Here is a 16,867-nt window from a genome sequence, read left to right on the forward strand (position 1 = left end):
TATAAGCTGTCAAACACTACATTGATGTTAATTTTTTTAGTCGGCATGCCCGGAGTGGGCAAATCTTACTGGATGAAAAAGCTGAGCCGGCAGTTTGGTTACGAAGCTGTAGATATGGACCGCTTTATCGAACAGCACACCGGAAAAACAATACCCGAACTCTTTGCAGAAAGTGAAATGACCTTCCGTAAAGCAGAACAGGAAGCCTTACATTTACTTACTAACCGTTATGCGGGGTTATCCTGTATCATTTCTACCGGTGGCGGTGCCCCTTGTCATTTCGATAATATGGACTGGATGCTGAAACATGGAGCAGTGATATACCTTGAGGGCAGTGCCGCATTTATACAAAGTCGTCTGGCACATTCTAAAGTAGCGCGGCCTATGTTTACCAATATAGCTCCCGACGAGCGACTCGGGTTTATAGAAACTCTAGTTGCACTACGCAGCCCTTTTTACGAAAAAGCGACATATACGGTTGATGCATTATCGGCAACAATAGCTATCTTTGCGGGGCTTTTTAACTCACCCCATTCTAATTAGATCTTTATGTACAAGCAAGCATTGGTCGCCGCAACCATTTTCGGTATGCTGGCCGTAATCCTGGGTGCATTCGGTGCACACGCATTAAAAGAAAAACTGAGCCCGGAATTACTGAATACTTATGAAACCGCTGTGAAATATCAGTTCTACCACACCTTTGCCTTACTGGCGACAGGTATCATGTTTGCCTACATGCCTTCTGTATGGCTGCAGAGAGCCAGCCTGATGTTTATTATAGGAGTAGTATTGTTCTGTGGTTCTATCTACGCACTGGTTGCCTTAAAACATAACGGATCAGTAGGACTGAAAGGGCTGGGTATCATCACCCCTATAGGAGGTGTATTTTTTGTGCTGGGCTGGTTATTCAGCCTGCTGGGCATCTTGCAGCACACACAAAAGTCTTAATTTATTGTATAATTATACTTTGAGCGTTCTGTCCTGATTCAGGGCAGAACGTTTTTTGTTCAGGTCATCCTGCTTATGATAATTCGGATGTAACATTGTCTCTTCGAGCACCTCAGCGACCGGGCTTGGATAATGCTGGCGCAAATTTCAAACCTGCGTTTGCCGCAAATGATACGTTTGTAAAGTTATGTCTACACATGGTCACTCCCATGCTGACGAGAATGTAATGGAGTGGAAAAATCACCTCTGTATTTACTGATTCTCCTTTTTTATTATAATTTAGGGGAATTAGAGATAAAATTCTCATTACCGATAATGAAGCATACATTAAGTATTATTTGTACCATTTTATTCCTGCATATTTTCTGCTCCTCTTGTAATTTAGGAGGCATAAAAGAGCAGGCAAATAAACAATTTGGCGATCAGCATTTTAAAACGGCTATTGCGTTGATTGAACTGCATAAAGTCCGCTTTGGTACATACCCCGAAAGCCTGGATAGTCTGAAGTATGCCGGTGACTGGGATAAGATCATAAATGGATCTGTTCATTATGAGAAGCTGGATAGTGGCTATGTACTTGATCTTGTCAACGGGTGGATAGGCAAACCGAATACCTTAACATATCCAGATGAGTTCTGGCAGGGACTGGGACTGGTAAAATCTAATATGAAACCCTGATATAATTATTCATAACTATGGCAAGACGTATTATAGGATATATTCTTTTAGTAGTAGGAGCACTAATTCTGATGTTTTTCAGAGACTATAAGGGCACTATGATTTCTTTTCCATTCATTTATAGTTTATGCGGCTTATTGCTATGTGTGTTGGGCTGCGTGTTGTTGTATCTGGAAAAAAAGAGAAAGGCACTTCATGTACATAATCAATATAAGGAAACTATTGAGCATATAATGCAGCATGGACAGAAGGTCAAAGTAGACCTTAGCCAGTGCGAGATCAGGGAAAACAATTATAGTGAAGAAAGAGAAAGATATGCAGCTGATGGCTTGTTCGCAACATTAGGTGTCGCACAGGATATACAGGCATTGAATCTGTTGACCAATGCAACAAGAAATGTGGAGAACGTACAGGTAAACCAGTCTGTAATTATATTTCATTATGATTACGGTGGAGGATTAGAACGCTTTGTAAGCCCTGTGCTTCCTTTTGACCGTACAACACTTCTACTAAAACTGGGGCGAGAAAAAGAAACTACTTTATATATAGACCATAACAATACCCGCAGGTACTATTTCGACCTGGAATTCCTGTTTGAGTAGTAATAGAGCCGTGTGGACATATAAATGAACTCATTGCATCAATGGAAGTGAGGCGATCTTTATCGGTATTTTTTTAACTGAGTCTCCGCTTAAAGGAAATAAAGACTAGCATTATGATTTAAGTAGCCTATATATCTTTTGCTACCTTTTGCCTTGATGCAAAAGGTAGCAAAAGATATATAGGCTGTATAAATCCCTGGCTAAAAATCAATGTGTCGGTCGGTCGCAAACCAGACTCACTGCGCTCAGACAGTGGTTTCCGACTTTATCGACCGAGCCAATGATTTTATGAACGCCGGATTTATAAGGCCTTTCGAGCGATCTGTACAGTACGGATCGCTTATTGTTTTCATCACAGCGATAGCCATTTTGGAATGGAGTTGCGATCGTTGAGCACCGAACGGATCAAACGTTAAGCTCAAACGATCAATGCACGCAATGGTACAAAATGGCGGTGCTATGCAATCGCCTTGATGAAAACAAAGGCATTTTTGGTCCTTTTGTTGCCGGACAAAAGGACGGATAAGGTCGGTTACTGCTTGCGGATAGTCAGTATCCTTTTAACAAAATCTTCTCTGAATCGGGCCATAAAGGACCGTGCACTCCGCGGGCTTCTCCTTAACTTTGCGACACTTCAAAAAAAGTTTTCAATCTGTCATGAACTTCAGGAAGCTAAGTCACATACTGCTACCTTTACTGATCTTCTTCGGCCTTCAGGCCGACACTATTGAGGGCTTCATACAGCAACAAACATTGCAGCAATGCAGTGTCTCCAAACACAAAAAGACCAAGCAAAACCAGGACGATCCTGATGACGATGCGGCCATTGTCCGTAAAGTCCATCTTCCGCAGGCTTTCATCGTAGAGCCGTTTACTCCGCTGGAAGATCGTGTTGCTGTCAGTTACCCAAGCCTTATCACCGGCCATCATGCCTGTCCCGTAAATGCCCGGGCCATGCAGGAAGTCTGCTTCGGTTTACTCTTTCTCCAGCATTTGTTTTAGTCAGCTGCATCCCTTAACCAGCCTCTGTTCCAGAGGCATGTAGACCTATGCATAGCGCCTGCGCTTCGCATCAGGTATTCTATTACTATATTTTTAATTCCTGTACCGGAGGCTTTGTAAGAAGTCGCCTGTATGGCTATTCGTAATTTTCCTTTTATCAATACAATGATCAGAAATTATTGGATGTATATCCTTGCAGCCGCTATATTAGCAACAGGCTGCGGCAATGAGCGTTCCGCAAAAAATGAAGACAAGGTAACCGTGTATCCCGTGTTCCATCCCCGTCAGAAAGACACCGTGCTTAATATTCCCTATGTAGCCGATATACAGGCTTATAAGAATGTAGAAGTCCATGCCCGCATTGAAGGTATGCTGGAGAAAATATACATCAAAGAAGGACAGGTTGTGCATAAAGGACAGCTGCTGTTTAAAATAAACGACAGTGAACTGCAGATCGAGCGTACCAAAGCCGATGCTGCTTATAAAAGTGCAATGGCCGATGCCCGTGTGGCGCAGGTAGAGGTAGAGCGTGTGCAGATACTTGTCGATAAAAAGATCATTACCAAGACAGAACTGGATCTGGCTAAAGCCAAGTACAGGGCCATGATGGCTAAAGCAGATGTGGCCCTGGCCGATAAATCGGCAGTAGAAAAACGCATTTCTTATACGCATATCGCTTCACCATTCGACGGAATAGTAGACCGTATTCCGCTCAAAGAGGGTAGTCTGCTCGCCTCCAATTCCCTGCTCACCACTATATCCGATATTCATTCCGTATTTGCTTATTTCAATATCAGTGAGAACGAGTTTTTTAAAATCCGTAGCCATGGCGATACACAGGAGGTTTTATCTATAAGCCTTATCCTGCCCGATGGCTCTACCTACCCGCACCACGGTAAGCTGGAATCTGCAGAGAGTGAGATCGATGCCAGCACCGGTAACATCGCCTATAAAGCAAAGTTTGAGAACCCGGAAAAGATCCTGAGACACGGAGCATCCGGCAGGCTCTTAATCACAAGGCCAATGAAGCAAGCCATGCTCATGCCGCAGAAAGCCGTGTTTGAAATACAGGATAAGAATTATGTATTCGTCGTAGATGACAAGGGTACCGTACGCCAGCGCAGTATTGCAGTAGCCCAGCGTGTGGCAGACTACTACCTGATTAAGGGCGGTCTGGATACCAAAGATAAGGTAGTACTGGAGGGCATACAGTCTTTAAGAGAAGGACAGGTGATCAAAACAAGGCAGTCACAGCTCTAAAATGCCGGTTTATTTACTATACGATTAACAAACGAATTTCAATATAATGGTAGAAACTTTTATCAGAAGACCGGTATTATCGCTCGTGATATCGATCATCATAACCCTGATCGGCGTACTGGCCATGTTCCAGTTGCCGATCACCCAATTCCCCGATATCGTACCGCCCTCGGTTTCGGTAACCGCACGCTATACCGGCGCTAATGCCGAAGTGTCAGTCGATGCCGTAGCCGTTCCTTTAGAGAAGGCCATCAATGGGGTGCCCGGCATGACCTATATGTCCACTGTTTCTGGCAATGATGGTGTGACCATGATCACCGTCTATTTCGAAGTGGGTACCGATCCCGATGTAGCTGCCGTAAACGTGCAGAACCGCGTCACCACTGTGCTGGATGAACTGCCCGAAGAGGTGATCAAAGCCGGGGTAACCACCGAGAAAGAGGTAAACAGTATGCTGATGTACCTCAACATCACCAGTACCGATAACAATGCAGACGAAGATTTTATTTACAACTTTACCGACATCAATATCCTTAAGGAATTAAAGCGTATTGATGGGGTAGGCCGTGCCGAGATCATGGGCCAGAAAGATTATGCCATGCGGGTATGGCTGAAGCCTGATAAACTGCTGGCTTATAATGTATCTGCCGACGAAGTGATCGAAGCCCTGCGCCAGCAGAACGTTTCCGCAGCTCCGGGTAAGACCGGAGAGAGCTCCGGAAAGGCGCATAACCAGTTGCAATACGTACTGCGCTACACCGGCAAGTTCTCAGAGCCGGATCAGTACGGCAATATCGCCATCCGTTCCCTGAGCGATGGTTCTATACTGAAGCTGAAAGATGTGGCCGATGTAGAATTTGGTGCCATGAGTTACAGTATGGTGTCCAAGAGTGGTGGTCGTCCTGCCGCTTCGATCATGATCAAGCAGCGTCCCGGCTCCAATGCCAGCGAGGTAATTGATAATATCAAAGCCAAGATGGGCGAGCTTAAAGAAAGTTCCTTCCCTCCGGGTATGGAGTTCAGTATGGCATATGACGTATCCCGTTTCCTGGATGCTTCTATTTCAGCCGTACTCAAAACCCTGCTGGAAGCCTTTTTGCTGGTAGGTGTCGTCGTGTTTATTTTCCTGCAGGACTGGCGTTCGACCCTCATTCCCGTACTGGCTGTACCCGTATCGCTTATCGGTACCCTGGCCTTTATGATGATGCTGGGCTTCTCCATCAACCTGCTGACCTTATTCGCACTGGTGCTGGCCATCGGTATCGTGGTCGATAATGCCATTGTGGTGGTTGAGGCTGTGCATGTGAAAATGACGGAAGAACATATGCCGCCACTCGAAGCCACGATTGCAGCAATGAAAGAAATTACCGGGGCCATCATTGCCATTACCCTCGTGATGTCTGCCGTGTTTATACCGGTAGCCTTCCTGAGCGGACCTGTGGGTGTATTCTACCGCCAGTTCTCTCTTACACTGGCCTTTGCTATTGTCATCTCCGGGATTAATGCCCTTACGCTTACCCCGGCCTTATGTGCCATTATGCTGAAGCACATTGATCCTTCAAAGAAAAAAGGATGGCTGCAACGCTTCTTCAACGGCTTTAACCGTGGTTTTGATAAAACCACACAGGGTTATCAGAAAGTGCTGAAACGTACCGCAGGCAAGCGTTTGCTTACTATGGGACTATTAGTCGCTTTCTTCGTAGCCACCTGGGGTGCTGCGGCTATATTGCCCGGAGGCTTTATCCCGACAGAAGACCAGGGTATGATCTATGTCAATGTAACGACTCCGCAGGGTGCTACAGTAGAACGTACAGAGACGGTATTGGATGAACTGAATAAAATGACCGGGAAGGTCGGCGGTGTGGAGAGTGTAACCACACTGGCCGGCTACAGCCTTACCAATGAGATTGCCGGTGCCTCTTATGGCATGGCTATGATCAACCTCAAAGGCTGGAAAGACCGTAAGCAAACGGTGAATGAAGTAATGGACAGCATCAATGTGCTGATGGCACGGATTACCGATGCGAAGATTGAAGTCTTTGCCCCGCCTACGGTTCCGGGCTTTGGTAATACCAGTGGTTTTGAACTGCGCCTGCTCAATCGTGGTGCCGGTACGGTAACAGAGACATCAGAGATCACTAAAGAATTTATAGAAGCTATCGAGGCTACACCGGAGGTGACCAATGTCTTTACCAGCTTTGATGCCACCTTCCCGCAATACATGATCCATATTGATTATGATATGGCAGCGAAGAAGAATGTAACGGTAGATAATGCGATGAATACCCTGCAAACCCTGCTGGGTAGCTATTACGCAACTAACTTCATTCGTTTCGGGCAGATGTATAAAGTAATGGTCCAGGCTGCACCGGAATACCGCCGCGAGCCGCAGGATGTATTGCATCAGTATGTCAAGAATGCCCATGGAGAGATGGTGCCTTTCTCAACCTTTGCCCGCATAGAACGGGTATATGGCCCGGAACAGCTGACCCGCTATAATATGTACACCTCCGCCATGATCAATGGAGAGCCTGCACCGGGCTACAGCAGCAGCGATGCGATTAAGGCGGTAGAGCGTGTGGCAGCAGAGAAGCTGCCCCGTGGTTATGGTTTTGACTGGAGTGGTATGACCCGTGAAGAGATCCTGTCGGGCAACCAGGCGGTGTATATCTTCGGGCTCTGCCTCATATTCGTATACCTGCTGCTGGCCGCACAATACGAAAGTTTCCTGTTACCTCTACCGGTGATCCTGAGTTTACCGGCCGGTATTTTCGGTTCGTTTATCTCCCTGAAACTCTTCGGACTGGACAATAATATCTATGCACAGGTAGCCCTGGTCATGCTCATAGGCTTGCTGGGTAAGAATGCCATCCTGATTGTAGAGTTTGCGATACAGCGCCATAAAGACGGGCTCACCATTATGCGTGCCGCAATCGAAGGCGCAGCGCAGCGTTTGCGTCCGATCCTCATGACTTCCTTTGCCTTTGTCGCCGGACTCATTCCGCTGTGTATGGCCAGTGGTGCAGGGGCTATGGGTAACCGCTCTATCGGCGTGGCCGCAGCCGGGGGCATGCTCATCGGTACCTTATTCGGTGTGCTGGTTATCCCGGGACTCTACGTGCTGTTTGCCAGCCTGGACAGGAAGAAGAAAAAGAAAGTGGTACCTGTCTCCGTGCAGCACCAGGTTTCAGATGAATTTAAAAAAACAGAAAATGCACATAAAAACTAAATATATACTGGCCGGAACCCTTAGTCTTGGAGTACTGTCCGGCTGTAAGATACCTCAGAATATACCGGTGCAGCAGGCGCAGACAATGCCTGCTGCCTATCCGCAGCATACGGCCGATACGATTACCGTAGCCCAGCTGAAGATCAATGATTTTTTTACCGATATCCATTTGCAGCAACTGATTCGTGCGGTATGGGATCATAACCTTGATCACCGTATTGCCGCCCATCAGCTCGATATTGCACAGGCATATCTTAAGGCACGCAAAGGTGCACTCTTGCCTGCGGTGCAAGCAGGTGTGCGCTCTTCGGGTACCCGTTATGGTAAGTATACAATGGAGGGTGTGGGCAACTTTGATACCAATCTCTCTCCCAATATAGAAGATGGACAGCGCATCAATACTACAGTGAGCCCTGATTTCTGGCTGGGACTAAATGCCACCTGGGAGGTAGATCTCTGGGGTAAACTGGCACAGATGAAAAAGGCGGCACAGCTGCGCGTGCTCTCCAGTGAGCAAGGCAGGGCATTGCTCCGCTCCGCACTGACGACACAGACAGCAGCACTGTATTACGAACTCGTCACCCTGGATATTGAAGTAGATATCCTGCAGGAGAACATTGTTTTGCAGCAGAAAGCACTGGAAGTAGTAGAGGTACAGAAGGAAGTGGGCCGTGCTACAGAGCTGGCCGTACAGCAGTTTAAAGCGCAGTTACTCAATACAGAAGCTACTTTATTTGAAGTAAAGCAGCAGATCCGCGCAGCGGAAAATCAGCTGAACCTGTTGCAGGGCCGCTATGAGGGAACTATTGCCCGCAGCCATAGTTTTGATGTAAAGGGTTTGTCTCACCTTGTTAAACTGGGACAACCCAATCAGCTGCTGACTTATCGTCCCGATATCATGTCTGATTATTATGAGCTGGAGGCTACTCATGCTGATGCAAAGGCTATTCGTGCGGCATTCTTTCCAACCCTGCAGGTATCGGCCTACCTGGGGCTGAATAGTTTTAATCCGGAAAAGGTATTTAACCCCGCTTCTCTTATTGCACAGTTACTGGGCGGACTAACCGCCCCGGTCTTTGGGCAGCATCAGTTGCGGACCGGTTTTAAAGTAGCACAATCTCAGCAGGAAATTGCTTTCCTGCGTTATCAACAGACGGTAAACCGTGCTTTCCAGGAAGTAAAGACCCTGGTGAGCGAAATGGACAATAACCAGAAGGTACTGGACCTGAAAAAGCTGGAAACCGAGGCGCTCTCGCGAAGTGTGGATATTGCCAATGAAATGTATGTAGCGGCATATGCAAATTACCTGGAGATCATAGCCGTACAAAAAAGTAAACTGGCTGCAGACCTGGATCGCCTGCGTGCACGGCGCAACCAGATGCAGATTATGATACAGCTCTACAAAGCCCTTGGTGGCGGCTGGAGCTAAACTTTGTTTATTAGTGTTTGTGTTGGTGCTGCCTGTTCAGGCAGCACTTTTTTGATTTATTCCTTCAAGTTGATTAAATCACTGTTTCTATCTTAGTATTAAACAAATAAATGCTAGTTTAGCTTCTTTTCTATTTTGTCTATTATGAAAAATGCAACTGTCCTGTTTTGTATTTGTTTGTTTATGGCTTGTGCTAATGCCACTCCTCAGGTTGTCGTGACCAGAGTTGACCAGCCTGCTGCTCCTGTAAATGATACTTTAAATAAAGCCGCGCTATCTGTTGTTTTAGATGCCATTGAGAAGCTACCTAATATAAAAGCAGATGGAGATAAAATCTATATAGATAATCGTAACATTACTATCCAGGCTACGGTTGAACAAGATGTAGCACATGAAGGAAACTGGTTCCTGGCAGCTAATTTTGTTACTTCATATGATAATTTAAAATTGAGTTTTGGTTCAGTTGGTATAGGCAACAACAGGATGGAGGCGATGCAGGTTTGCCTGGAAGAATGGTATGGAGCCTTTGGTGTATCATTCATCAACATGATTAAAGATAGTAGCTATGTACGGTTGGATGATAAGAAAGTATTTGCGGGATTAATGGGAATCAGAGGAGAGTTACCGGATGGTAGCTGGCTTAATGGCAGTGATGCTACGACACTGAAGATAATGAATAATCTACAGTCATTTATATCAGCCTCTTCATCACATATTACATCTGTTGATCTTAAATTGTTGATTAATAACGGAGTACTTGAGGATGGTGAATGTAGAATTGACAATAAACATTCACCAGAAGTATTGAATGCATTGAAAAAAATGAAATGGCCTGTTTCAGCTTCACCATTTATGTTCAAACAGTTTTATCTGATCAAAAAAGGAACATCTAAATAAATTTTGCGCTAAGCAAATTTAATTATGAAGCTATCAGCATGAATTATGCTCTCGCCAGAGTGGATTATGACACGTTTTAAGATAATTATGGTACTGTTAGGGTAGAATATGATCTCGTCAGTGCAGATTATTACGCCTTCAGAATGGGATATGCTTTCGCCAGAACAAATTATGTTATGATCAGAATGGATTATGCTTCCTGTACAATGAGTTATGCTTTTCTCTGAAGAATTTGTAATATACACATATCTCCACGCCACTCCATTTGCTCGAAATGCCGGAAAGAATCGCTTCGTCATGTCGACCTTGTGGAGACATCTCCTTTAGTGTTTGTCAGGAGATGTCTTCTATCTTTTCACTTTTGAATTTTCACTTTTGAATTCAGCCTTCACGCCTTACAACCGCTGCTGCAATTGCTGTGCCCATTTGATGAGCTGCTGCTGCTGTGTACTGTTCAGCTGCGCATCACGATGCACCAGGGTATAAGACTTCAGGGGCATTTCATGTCGCTGTATGGTTTCTACAACTTCTTCCAGTTTGTGTTTTTGTTTGTCCGCAGTGTAGGTTGCAAACTCATCAAAGTTCAGGTGTTCTTTTCCTTCTTCTATATGATGATCCAGCCACCAGCCCAGGGGTTGCAGTTTGAAATACCAGGGGTATTGTGTATTGTTGGAATGGCAGTCGTAACAGCTGGTCTTCAGTATCTGCTGCACATCTGCCGGTACGTCGAAATGCTTCTCTATAGCGGTATGTGTCGGATGGGAATGAATATTAAGTGCAGGTTGAAAAAACTGCATGGCTATAATTGCGGCCAGTGTACCTAAAAGTATTTTTTTGCGGGTTGTAGGGGTCATGATTGTATGGAATAAGCAAATGATAATGTATCAGCAAAGTCTAAACCCACATGTCTTCATTATACCACAAGATAGCACATTTTCCTTTTATATAGCAATAATAATAAATTAATATCACTACATATATTATTGCTTTAGGTACGATCTTTGTCCAGCCATTTGCCCACTTCCGGAGCTTCATAATTGCGCATCTGCTGCAGCAGGGTATCGATATGTTCATCAGCGATCAGCATATCCCTGTTCTGTTTGCTGAGGAAACCCTGGTGCATCATAGCATCGGCCATGGCCAACAACGGATCGTAAAAGCCCTGTACATTTAACAGACCCATAGGCTTGCGATGCAGCCCCAGCTGCGCCCAGGTCAGCATTTCAAACAATTCTTCCATCGTACCGAAACCACCGGGCAGGGTAATGATGCCGTCGGAAAGTTCATGCATTTTGGTTTTGCGCTCGTGCATGGTGTCAACCAGTATCAGATCGGTAAGGCCCTCATGTGCGATCTCTTTGGTGCGCAGAAATTGAGGGATCACCCCAATCGCCTGACCGCCTTCATCCATCACGCCATCGGCTACAGCGCCCATCAGTCCTACTTTAGCGCCACCATAGATGAGCTGTAGTCCTTGTGCCGCAAGGGTTTTGCCCAGGGCATATGCCTGTTGTGCATAGACAGTTTCTGCACCGGAGCTGGAACCGCAGAATACGGCGATACTGGTAATATTCATATGTATATGTTTTAGTGTTGTTTATCCGATTTTCAGTCCGTTATCTACTGATTTGTCGATCGTTAAAAGTGTTACCTCATCTGCATTTACAGCACCCAGTACCAGGCACTCACTTTTGATATTAGCGATCTGTTTGGAGGGAAAGTTAACCACCGCAATGACCTGTTTGCCTACTACCTCTTCCGGTACATATCGTTTGGTGATCTGCGCTGAACTTTTGCGGGTGCCCAGTGCTCCGAAATCGATCAATAATTTATAAGCTGGTTTGCGCGCTTCCTCAAATACCTCCGCACCAATAATCGTGCCTACGCGCATATCTATTTTCTCAAAATCATTCCAGTTGATCAGTTCTTTTGTATCCATTATTTTTCTTTATTGTAATGCTGTTTATCCAGGGCATACCAGTTAATTGGTCTGCCATTTTCATCCTCAAATACTTCTATAAACCGGAAACCCAGTTTGCCCAATACATGCTGCGATGCTGCGTTATCTACATCCGTCATGGCGTAGAGGTTGTCTGTGTTCAATTGAGTAAAACCATAGTCCACAATAGCTTTACCGGCTTCTGTTGCATAGCCTTTACCCCAGTGCTTCTGTTTGAAACGATAACCAAGCTCATAGAAATGCTGGTGCCCGTTGAAGGGTTCCGGAAAGAACTTCAGTCCAGCCCAGCCAACGCATTCACCATTCAGCTTATCGACTACCGCCCAGCGGGCAATACCATAATCGCGATATTGCTGTTGCAGCATATCGATCATTTTATATTGCTCCTCTATCTGTTTCAGAGGTTGATTGTAGATATAGCGGTGTACATCAGGATCAGAATCCATTTCGAAAAGATCGGTGGCATCCGCTTCAATTATTTCTCTCAGCAATAGTCGTTCGGTTTCCAGGAGTATATCAGGCATGGTGTATTTTGAAATGAGGTATCCGTAAAGATAAGTGTTTTGTGACAATCGGGTTGGTTATGGTATTTTTATGAAATCATTTCAGGCGAAATTTATTGTAACTGAATCAATAATTTTGATAGTCCGTTTGAGCTTACCTTTCGAGCACCTCAGGGTACAAAACTTTCAGTTATTGAGGCACCAACTAAAATGGGACATCGCTGGACTGGCCTTATAAATCCGGCGTCAAGAAAATCATTGGCTCGGTCGATCAAGTCGGAAACCACTGTCTGAACGCAGTGAGTCTGGTTTGCGACCGACCGACACATTGATTTTTAGCCAGGGATTTATACAGCCTTGATTTTTTTGCGGTACCTTTTGCATCAAGGCAAAAGGTAGCAAATCAAAATAAAGCGGAATAATATTTGTTTTCTGAAAGTAGCTATTCATTCGAAAACACCCCAATCCTTATCTTTGAATGCTTAAATATAAATACCTATGAGAAAAATAATCTTAGACCTCGCCGTCAGCCTGGACGGCTATATCGAAGGCCCGAATGGGGAGATTGACTGGTGCATTATGGATGATGATATGGACTTTGACGGTTTTCTTTCTGGTATCGACACCATATTTTATGGCCGTGTGAGTTATGATATGTGGGGTAATTACCAACCGGAGGCTGATGCTGCCGAAGCAGAGCAAAACCTCTGGAAGGGCGTACATGCCAAACAGAAATATGTATTTTCATCTGCAAAAAGTACAGACGAAAGAGCCACCTTTATTAATGAAGATCTGATGCAGCAGGTAAAGGCCATACAACAGCAGGAGGGAAAATATATCTGGCTGTATGGTGGCGCCAAACTGATCAAAACCTTTATCCATCATAACCTGATTGATATATACCGTGTATCGGTACACCCTGTAGTACTGGGCGCCGGTAATCCGCTGTTTGATCAGCTTAAAGAAAGAATAAACCTGGAATTGAGTGAGGTAAACCGTTTTCGCTCGGGAGTGGTGCAACTTATCTATGCAAATGCCCGGAAGTAATACCATTCAGCGAAAACAGGGACAGGATATTCGGATGAAAAGAAGAGCATTCTTGTATCCCGCCCGGTAATCGCTTTTTTGTATAATTAGGTGGTGCATGAAGAAACAGATTTCCTTAAGTCTGGTATGAACCGGAATACTGTACCGTAAAACTAAAAAAATATTGTGCAGATATGCTGCGCGTTTTTACCGTTTTAAAAGGGGTGTTTTTACGGTATGATCGTATCAGCGGTACTTATCCAGGTCTATCAGTACATGATATCTTGTATCATGACCATTTCGGGAGAGGCTATAGTACAGATTTACGGTATGTCCTTTTACAACAGCCTGTTCAAACAGGTATTCCGGATTAAGGTCATAAGAAGCCGCATTCAATGTTTCCATCGTTATTGTAGCGGGCAGTACTATCCTGTATTGCTTGCCGGTACTGAGGTTGTATACGATCAGTGCAGAAAGTCCTTTATCCCAGTCCGCCGCTCTTTTCGGATAAGCGATACCAATAGCAAAAGGCAGCTTTTTCTGTTCACTATAAAATACAAGTCTGCCTAATTCGTAGAGCTTCTTCCCATTTTGTTTATTATACAGGTGAAATTCGGGTGGGGTACAACAACCTGAAATGACATTATTCTGCACCAGGAACGTATGGATATACTCCTGTATATGCGTGTAGCCCAGTCTGCCGGTCAGTTCCATCAGGGGCTCCTCCAGGGAGAAGATAACCCTTTTATGATGCTGGCTGTTTTCAAATGTAAGCCAGGAAGAGTCACAGTTATACCGCCAGGATAGAGACGCTCCGTTGTCGAACGGGATTTTGTGGCAGGGCATAAACGCTGCAATATCCGGTTTGCCGGCACAGCCACAGGTCTGTGCCCATACATGTGCTGCAGGGGACAGGCACAGGAATAATAAGCCAGACAGGAAGCTGAGGCCCTGCATCACGGAAAAATAATCAGGAATATAAATGCCAGCAGATTGACCAGGAGCACTACACCATAAACAATATTGGTGCGTCCGCTGGCTAGAGACAGCATGACGATAAATACAGACAGGGCCAACAGGATCATTGATTTGATATCCAGGCCCAGGGCTACATCCATATCCAGCAGGCTACAGGTAATCGCTACCGCCGGTATCGTAAGTGCAATACTGGCCAGTGCAGAGCCCAGTGCCAGGTTGATGCTGGTTTGTAATTGATTTTTCTGGGCGGCCATTACCGCCGCAGCACCTTCCGGCAGCAGGATCACTCCTGCAATAATTACGCCCACCAGCGCTTTGGGCAGTTGATTGGCAACAACGATCTGCTCAATAGTCGGAGAGAGTTTCTTTGCTAATAATACAACAATACCCAGGCTCACCAGCAGGAAGGCAAGACTCAGGAATAACAGGCCTTTGCTGATCTTTACAGGATGTGCTTCTTTAGCAACTACCGCTCGGTCTCCGGCCAGGAAGTAATTGCGGTGACGGGAAGTCTGTGCAATCAGGAAGAAGGCATAGATAGTAAGACAGGCGCCTGCAACGAAAAACAACTGTGCTTTGGAGTAAAACGGCCCCCTGATACTGGTGGTGAAGGAGGGGAATACAAGGGTAAGGATAACAATCGATACCAGACAGACCAGTGCTATAGTGGCCGAGTGTTTGGAAAAATTCTGTTCATGATATTTTAATCCGCCGATAAAAAGGCAGAGGCCTATAATGCCATTGAGGATGAGCATGGTGGCCGAGTATACGGTATCCCTTGCCAGCGATACAGCGTCATCTCCGCCCGAGATCATAAGTGAGATGATAATAGAAACCTCTATGATCGTAATGGCTATAGCCAGAATAATAGTCCCATAGGGTTCGCCCACACGATGGGCTATGATTTCGGAATGGTGTACTGCAGACATTACAGAAAACAACAATAGTATAGTCGCGAGTACCTGGAAAGCCCAGTTATTATCTATAAAACCTGAAAATAGTAATAACCAGGCAAGCGTTGGAAAGATAATGGACCATTGTAGTAATTGCTTCATATACGTTCAGAGTTGTTTAGAAAGATCAGGGAAAACTAAGCGCAGGGTATTCCATAGCGCACAGCAGGTAAGCCGGACTGCAATAGCATCATTTTGTCCCGTAAGCATTGCTGCATCAGGATAATGGTGCCTCGCGATCTGTTCAAATTTAAGGAAAAAGAAGGAGATTTCCCGGGTGGTAAGGTTATATTTTTTATACTTATTTGGCTGTTGCTGCTGAAATATTTGGCCGGCATCTGATAATTTTATTATTTTGCATAACCGGTTATGTAATTAGGAATGTAGCCGGTTTTGAAACAGATTATATTAAAATAAATACTGAATGGATTTTTTCAATAAGACGGGTAAGATGGCTTTGGGCAGCCGGTTACGTTTACTGACTGCCAAGGTTACTGAAGATGCAACGCGGATATATGAGTTGTATCATATCGATTTTTCGCCTAAATGGTTTCCGGTATTTTTCATTCTTGCGGAAGAAGGTCCGCGAACGATTACGGATATTGCTGCGGAAATAGGGCATTCACAGCCTTCTGTTACCAAGATTGTCAAGGAAATGGCGAAAGCCGGATTGGCTGAAGATAACCTTCAGTCAGAGGATAAGCGCAGGAATGTAGTAGGATTGACCGCAGAAGGATTGAAGGTCGCAGCAAAACTGATTAAAATTCAGTGCGCCGATATTGATGCTGCTATGGAAGGTATTATTACAGAAGCACGCCACAATCTCTGGGAGGCCATTGCCGAATGGGAATTCCTGCTGGAGCAGAAATCTTTGTTTAAAAGGGTACTGGAACAAAAGAAACTGAGGGAGGGTAAAGACGTACAGATCGTTGCTTATAAGCCGGAATACCAGAATGCATTCCGTTCGCTTAATGAAGAGTGGATCAGCAATTATTTCAAAATGGAAGCGGCCGATTATAAGGCGCTGGATCACCCGGAGGAGTATATTCTACACAAAGGAGGGCAGATTTTGGTGGCACTGTATGAAGGGGAGCCAGTAGGTGTTTGCGCCCTCATTAAGATGGACGATCCCGATTATGATTATGAAATGGCTAAGATGGCTGTGTCGCCTAAGGCTCAGGGTAAAAGCATTGGCTGGCTGCTGGGGCAGGCGGTGATACAGGCAGCAAAGGAAACAGGTGCCTCTAAGCTGTACCTGGAAAGTAATACAATACTGAAACCGGCCATTAACCTGTATTATAAATTAGGTTTTAAAAAGGTAAGCGGGAGGGCTACGCCTTATGAGCGCTGTAATATACAGATGGAATTAAACCTTGATTGATAAATGGAAAGGATATGTTTA

At 45.1% G+C, this 16,867-nt stretch carries 17 protein-coding genes; 11 read left to right on the plus strand and 6 right to left on the minus strand.

Annotated features, from left to right (window positions below; translation table 11 throughout):
* Positions 1 to 24: 24 nt before the first annotated feature.
* The 9 genes from FTD44_RS14960 to FTD44_RS15000 all read left to right on the plus strand — a co-directional run bounded on the left by FTD44_RS14960 (position 25) and on the right by FTD44_RS15000 (position 10,045).
* Positions 25 to 543, plus strand: a complete 519-nt coding sequence (locus FTD44_RS14960) for a shikimate kinase (protein WP_222167194.1) — start codon at positions 25 to 27, stop codon at positions 541 to 543.
* Positions 544 to 549: 6 nt separating this feature from the next.
* Positions 550 to 948 (plus strand): DUF423 domain-containing protein, encoded by a 399-nt coding sequence (locus FTD44_RS14965; RefSeq protein WP_129021869.1) that lies wholly within the window; start codon positions 550 to 552, stop codon positions 946 to 948.
* A gap of 315 nt (positions 949 to 1,263) precedes the next feature.
* On the plus strand, positions 1,264 to 1,626 hold the full coding sequence (locus FTD44_RS14970; protein WP_222167195.1) for a hypothetical protein: 363 nt from the start codon (positions 1,264 to 1,266) through the stop codon (positions 1,624 to 1,626).
* Between the two features lie 233 nt (positions 1,627 to 1,859).
* On the plus strand, positions 1,860 to 2,228 hold the full coding sequence (locus FTD44_RS14975; RefSeq protein WP_222167196.1) for a hypothetical protein: 369 nt from the start codon (positions 1,860 to 1,862) through the stop codon (positions 2,226 to 2,228).
* A 657-nt stretch (positions 2,229 to 2,885) separates the two neighbouring features.
* Entirely contained in the window at positions 2,886 to 3,230 is a 345-nt protein-coding gene (locus FTD44_RS14980) for a hypothetical protein (protein ID WP_222167197.1), read from the plus strand.
* A gap of 165 nt (positions 3,231 to 3,395) precedes the next feature.
* Positions 3,396 to 4,490 carry an efflux RND transporter periplasmic adaptor subunit gene (locus FTD44_RS14985; RefSeq protein ID WP_222167198.1) on the plus strand — a complete coding sequence of 365 codons (1,095 nt, stop codon included), beginning with the start codon at positions 3,396 to 3,398 and terminating at the stop codon, positions 4,488 to 4,490.
* A gap of 46 nt (positions 4,491 to 4,536) precedes the next feature.
* Complete coding sequence (locus tag FTD44_RS14990) at positions 4,537 to 7,719, plus strand: efflux RND transporter permease subunit (RefSeq protein WP_222167199.1); 3,183 nt, start codon at positions 4,537 to 4,539, stop codon at positions 7,717 to 7,719.
* Positions 7,703 to 9,148: an efflux transporter outer membrane subunit gene (locus FTD44_RS14995; RefSeq protein ID WP_222167200.1), complete on the plus strand. Its 1,446-nt coding sequence runs from the start codon at positions 7,703 to 7,705 to the stop codon at positions 9,146 to 9,148. The genes FTD44_RS14990 and FTD44_RS14995 overlap by 17 nt, the downstream gene beginning before the upstream one ends.
* Before the next feature lie 144 nt (positions 9,149 to 9,292).
* On the plus strand, positions 9,293 to 10,045 hold the full coding sequence (locus FTD44_RS15000; RefSeq protein WP_222167201.1) for a DUF6348 family protein: 753 nt from the start codon (positions 9,293 to 9,295) through the stop codon (positions 10,043 to 10,045).
* Between the two features lie 395 nt (positions 10,046 to 10,440).
* Here FTD44_RS15000 and FTD44_RS15005 read toward each other — a convergent pair whose 3' ends face one another.
* The 4 genes from FTD44_RS15005 to FTD44_RS15020 form a co-directional block, all read right to left on the minus strand.
* A complete protein-coding gene (locus FTD44_RS15005; RefSeq protein ID WP_222167202.1) occupies positions 10,441 to 10,899 on the minus strand; it encodes a heme-binding domain-containing protein in 459 nt (152 codons plus the stop codon).
* Between the two features lie 134 nt (positions 10,900 to 11,033).
* Positions 11,034 to 11,621, minus strand: coding sequence for an LOG family protein (locus tag FTD44_RS15010; RefSeq protein WP_129021880.1), 588 nt, complete (start codon positions 11,619 to 11,621; stop codon positions 11,034 to 11,036).
* Between the two features lie 21 nt (positions 11,622 to 11,642).
* The gene (locus tag FTD44_RS15015) at positions 11,643 to 11,984 is read right to left on the minus strand and encodes a tRNA-binding protein (RefSeq protein WP_222167203.1); all 342 of its coding nucleotides are present in this window, start codon (positions 11,982 to 11,984) and stop codon (positions 11,643 to 11,645) included.
* A complete protein-coding gene (locus FTD44_RS15020) occupies positions 11,984 to 12,529 on the minus strand; it encodes a GNAT family N-acetyltransferase (RefSeq protein ID WP_222167204.1) in 546 nt (181 codons plus the stop codon). The genes FTD44_RS15015 and FTD44_RS15020 overlap by 1 nt, the downstream gene beginning before the upstream one ends.
* Before the next feature lie 477 nt (positions 12,530 to 13,006).
* Between FTD44_RS15020 and FTD44_RS15025 the strand changes: the two genes are divergently transcribed.
* Positions 13,007 to 13,555: a dihydrofolate reductase family protein gene (locus FTD44_RS15025; protein ID WP_222167205.1), complete on the plus strand. Its 549-nt coding sequence runs from the start codon at positions 13,007 to 13,009 to the stop codon at positions 13,553 to 13,555.
* A 225-nt stretch (positions 13,556 to 13,780) separates the two neighbouring features.
* Here the strand turns inward: FTD44_RS15025 and FTD44_RS15030 are convergent, their stop codons facing one another.
* Both FTD44_RS15030 and FTD44_RS15035 read right to left on the minus strand, forming a co-directional pair.
* Positions 13,781 to 14,491, minus strand: a complete 711-nt coding sequence (locus FTD44_RS15030) for a hypothetical protein (RefSeq protein ID WP_222167206.1) — start codon at positions 14,489 to 14,491, stop codon at positions 13,781 to 13,783.
* Positions 14,491 to 15,567, minus strand: a complete 1,077-nt coding sequence (locus tag FTD44_RS15035) for a calcium:proton antiporter (protein WP_222167207.1) — start codon at positions 15,565 to 15,567, stop codon at positions 14,491 to 14,493. The genes FTD44_RS15030 and FTD44_RS15035 overlap by 1 nt, the downstream gene beginning before the upstream one ends.
* A 322-nt stretch (positions 15,568 to 15,889) precedes the next feature.
* Between FTD44_RS15035 and FTD44_RS15040 the strand changes: the two genes are divergently transcribed.
* Complete coding sequence (locus FTD44_RS15040; RefSeq protein WP_222167208.1) at positions 15,890 to 16,846, plus strand: bifunctional helix-turn-helix transcriptional regulator/GNAT family N-acetyltransferase; 957 nt, start codon at positions 15,890 to 15,892, stop codon at positions 16,844 to 16,846.
* Positions 16,847 to 16,867: the final 21 nt, after the last annotated feature.

This window comes from Edaphocola aurantiacus, from assembly GCF_019797745.1.
Taxonomy (GTDB): Bacteria; Bacteroidota; Bacteroidia; order Chitinophagales; family Chitinophagaceae; genus Edaphocola; species Edaphocola aurantiacus.

Coding starts and splice junctions, on each gene's coding strand:
- FTD44_RS14985 (WP_222167198.1), top strand. CDS start 3,396: ATGATCAGAAATTATTGGATGTATATCCTTGCAGCCGCTATATTAGCA.
- FTD44_RS15000 (WP_222167201.1), top strand. CDS start 9,293: ATGAAAAATGCAACTGTCCTGTTTTGTATTTGTTTGTTTATGGCTTGT.
- FTD44_RS15040 (WP_222167208.1), top strand. CDS start 15,890: ATGGATTTTTTCAATAAGACGGGTAAGATGGCTTTGGGCAGCCGGTTA.
- FTD44_RS15020 (WP_222167204.1), bottom strand. CDS start 12,529: ATGCCTGATATACTCCTGGAAACCGAACGACTATTGCTGAGAGAAATA.
- FTD44_RS14965 (WP_129021869.1), top strand. CDS start 550: ATGTACAAGCAAGCATTGGTCGCCGCAACCATTTTCGGTATGCTGGCC.
- FTD44_RS15005 (WP_222167202.1), bottom strand. CDS start 10,899: ATGACCCCTACAACCCGCAAAAAAATACTTTTAGGTACACTGGCCGCA.
- FTD44_RS14970 (WP_222167195.1), top strand. CDS start 1,264: ATGAAGCATACATTAAGTATTATTTGTACCATTTTATTCCTGCATATT.
- FTD44_RS14980 (WP_222167197.1), top strand. CDS start 2,886: ATGAACTTCAGGAAGCTAAGTCACATACTGCTACCTTTACTGATCTTC.
- FTD44_RS14960 (WP_222167194.1), top strand. CDS start 25: ATGTTAATTTTTTTAGTCGGCATGCCCGGAGTGGGCAAATCTTACTGG.
- FTD44_RS14995 (WP_222167200.1), top strand. CDS start 7,703: ATGCACATAAAAACTAAATATATACTGGCCGGAACCCTTAGTCTTGGA.
- FTD44_RS15015 (WP_222167203.1), bottom strand. CDS start 11,984: ATGGATACAAAAGAACTGATCAACTGGAATGATTTTGAGAAAATAGAT.
- FTD44_RS15010 (WP_129021880.1), bottom strand. CDS start 11,621: ATGAATATTACCAGTATCGCCGTATTCTGCGGTTCCAGCTCCGGTGCA.
- FTD44_RS14990 (WP_222167199.1), top strand. CDS start 4,537: ATGGTAGAAACTTTTATCAGAAGACCGGTATTATCGCTCGTGATATCG.
- FTD44_RS15025 (WP_222167205.1), top strand. CDS start 13,007: ATGAGAAAAATAATCTTAGACCTCGCCGTCAGCCTGGACGGCTATATC.
- FTD44_RS15035 (WP_222167207.1), bottom strand. CDS start 15,567: ATGAAGCAATTACTACAATGGTCCATTATCTTTCCAACGCTTGCCTGG.
- FTD44_RS15030 (WP_222167206.1), bottom strand. CDS start 14,491: ATGCAGGGCCTCAGCTTCCTGTCTGGCTTATTATTCCTGTGCCTGTCC.
- FTD44_RS14975 (WP_222167196.1), top strand. CDS start 1,860: ATGCAGCATGGACAGAAGGTCAAAGTAGACCTTAGCCAGTGCGAGATC.